This is a genomic window from Oleiphilus sp. HI0043 (genome assembly GCF_001634935.1).
Window position 1 is genome coordinate 1 of the sequence record NZ_LWEY01000842.1, and the last position, 2852, is coordinate 2852.

2 rRNA genes are annotated in these 2852 nt (G+C 50.1%); both read right to left on the bottom strand.

Annotation, left to right across the window (positions count from 1 at the left end):
- Window positions 1-8: 8 nt before the first annotated feature.
- Window positions 9-123 (bottom strand): 5S ribosomal RNA (rrf, locus tag A3729_RS09570).
- Between the two features lie 167 nt (window positions 124-290).
- Window positions 291-2852, bottom strand: a 23S ribosomal RNA gene (locus tag A3729_RS09575); the annotation flags it as partial.

Consider the following 2852-nt stretch of genomic DNA (forward strand, 5'->3'; position numbering starts at 1 on the left):
TAATAGAAGCCTGACGATGACCTACTCTCACATGGGACCTCCCACACTACCATCGGCGATGCTTCGTTTCACTTCTGAGTTCGGGATGGGATCAGGTGGTTCCAAAGCTCTATGGTCGTCAGGCAAAACTTCGGTTGCTGATACTTCATCAACAACACTTAATTCTGCGTCTTTAACAATAGCAAGTAATAGCTAANTTNATCTCTGCTGTCTAACGAAGACTCATATCCAATTTGCGTTACCCGTCGTTGTACGAATAATCATTCACTATAAAACCACTTGGGCGTTATATAGTTAAGCCTCACGAGCAATTAGTACTGGTTAGCTCAATACGTTACCGCACTTACACACCCAGCCTATCAACGTCATAGTCTTTAACGGCTCTTTAGGGGAATTAAATTCCCAGGGAAAACTTATCTTGAAGGGGGCTTCCCGCTTAGATGCTTTCAGCGGTTATCCTGTCCGAACGTAGCTACCGGGCAATGCGTCTGGCGACACAACCCGAACACCAGGGGTTCGTCCACTCCGGTCCTCTCGTACTAGGAGCAGCTCTTCTCAATTTTCCAACGTCCACGGCAGATAGGGACCGAACTGTCTCACGACGTTCTAAACCCAGCTCGCGTACCACTTTAAATGGCGAACAGCCATACCCTTGGGACCGGCTTCAGCCCCAGGATGTGATGAGCCGACATCGAGGTGCCAAACACCGCCGTCGATGTGAACTCTTGGGCGGTATCAGCCTGTTATCCCCGGAGTACCTTTTATCCGTTGAGCGATGGCCCTTCCATACAGAACCACCGGATCACTATGACCTACTTTCGTACCTGCTCGACGTGTCTGTCTCGCAGTTAAGCGCGCTTATGCCATTACACTAACCGCATGATGTCCGACCATGCTTAGCGCACCTTCGTGCTCCTCCGTTACTCTTTGGGAGGAGACCGCCCCAGTCAAACTACCCACCACACAGTGTCCTCGATCCCGATAAGGGACCCGAGTTAGAACCTCAAACATACCAGGGTGGTATTTCAAGGATGGCTCCACCAGATCTAGCGACCTGGTTTCAAAGCCTCCCACCTATCCTACACAAATAGGTTCAAAGTTCACTGTGAAGCTATAGTAAAGGTTCACGGGGTCTTTCCGTCTAGCCGCGGATACGCTGCATCTTAACAGCGATTTCAATTTCACTGAGTCTCGGGTGGAGACAGCTTGGCCATCGTTACACCATTCGTGCAGGTCGGAACTTACCCGACAAGGAATTTCGCTACCTTAGGACCGTTATAGTTACGGCCGCCGTTTACCGGGGCTTCGATCAAGAGCTTCGCATACGCTAACCCCATCAATTAACCTTCCGGCACCGGGCAGGTGTCATACCCTATACGTCCACTTTCGTGTTTGCAGAGTACTGTGTTTTTAATAAACAGTCGCAGCCAACTGGTATCTTCGGCCGACCTCAGCTTACAGAGCAAGTCTGATCACCAAAATCGGCGTACCTTCTCCCGAAGTTACGGTACCATTTTGCCTAGTTCCTTCACCCGAGTTCTCTCAAGCGCCTTGGTATTCTCTACCTGACCACCTGTGTCGGTTTGGGGTACGGTTCCTATATATCTGAAGCTTAGAGGTTTTTCCTGGAAGCAGAGCATCAACCACTTCAATCTCTAAAAGAGATCTCGTCATCAGTTCTCAGCCTTAAGGACCCGGATTTGCCTAAGTCCTCAGCCTACAACCTTAAACATGGACAACCGTCGCCATGCTGGTTTAGCTTTCTCCGTCTCCCCATCGCAATATATACAAGTACAGGAATATTAACCTGTTTCCCATCGACTACGCTTCTCAGCCTCGCCTTAGGGGCCGACTCACCCTGCGCCGATTAACGTTGCGCAGGAACCCTTGGTCTTCCGGCGAGGGGGTTTTTCACCCCCTTTGTCGTTACTCATGTCAGCATTCGCACTTCTGATACCTCCACCCAACTTCTCAATTGAGCTTCATCAGCTTACAGAACGCTCCTCTACCATATCTAAAAGATATCCGCAGCTTCGGTGTACAGTTTGAGCCCCGTTAAATCTTCCGCGCAGGCCGACTCGACTAGTGAGCTATTACGCTTTCTTTAAAGGATGGCTGCTTCTAAGCCAACCTCCTAGCTGTCTAAGCCTTCCCACATCGTTTCCCACTTAACTGTAACTTTGGGACCTTAGCTGGCGGTCTGGGTTGTTGCCCTCTCCACGACGGACGTTAGCACCCGCCGTGTGTCTCCCGTGATCGCACTCCTGGGTATTCGGAGTTTGCATGGGGTTGGTAAGTCGGGATGACCCCCTAGCCCAAACAGTGCTCTACCCCCCAGGGTGATACACGAGGCGCTACCTAAATAGCTTTCGAGGAGAACCAGCTATCTCCGAGTTTGATTAGCCTTTCACTCCTAGCCACAAGTCATCCCCTCATTTTTCAACATAAGTGGGTTCGGTCCTCCAATCAGTGTTACCTGATCTTCAACCTGCTCATGGCTAGATCACTCGGTTTCGGGTCTAATCCCAGCAACTAAACGCCCTATTAAGACTCGGTTTCCCTACGGCTCCCCTATACGGTTAACCTTGCTACTAAAATTAAGTCGCTGACCCATTATACAAAAGGTACGCAGTCACAGAACAAGTCTGCTCCCACTGCTTGTACGCATACGGTTTCAGGATCTATTTCACTCCCCTCACAGGGGTTCTTTTCGCCTTTCCCTCACGGTACTGGTTCACTATCGGTCAGTCAGGAGTATTTAGCCTTGGAGGATGGTCCCCCCATCTTCAGACAAGATAACACGTGTCCCGTCCTACTTAATATGTGACTATTGAATCTTCGTGTACGGGGCT